This window comes from Plebeiibacterium sediminum, assembly GCF_026013605.1.
Lineage (GTDB): Bacteria > Bacteroidota > Bacteroidia > Bacteroidales > Marinilabiliaceae > Saccharicrinis > Saccharicrinis sediminus.
Genome location: NZ_JAPDPJ010000358.1, coordinates 1 through 386 on the forward strand (window position 1 = coordinate 1; position 386 = coordinate 386).

Here is a 386-nt window from a genome sequence, read left to right on the forward strand (position 1 = left end):
CGTAAAATAGGGGAACTCCTGTCAATCAACCGGAACACGGTAAACGATTATATGAAGCTTTTTAAGGCCAGCGATTATCGTTTTAAGGAACTCCTGGAAATGGACAATGCTAAGCTAAAGGAACTTTTTACTTCCCATACTACCATTGACAATGGAAGGTTTTCGCAATTGATGGAATATTTTGATAAAGTAAACCAGGCAAGAAACCATCCCGGTTTTACATTTCAATACCATTATAACCAATACAAACATGAGGTAGATAAACCATATTCCTACACTCAGTTCATGGAACATTATAGGCGCAAACATGCCAAAATAAAAGGCTCCATGAAACTTGAACATGAAGCAGGAAAAGAAGTATATATTGACTTTACTGGCAAGAAACT

General features: G+C 36.8%; 1 pseudogene. It reads left to right on the forward strand.

The features are described 5' to 3' along the window. Positions 1 to 51: 51 nt before the first annotated feature. Positions 52 to 386, forward strand: a pseudogene (locus tag OM075_RS25775) (hypothetical protein); the annotation flags it as partial.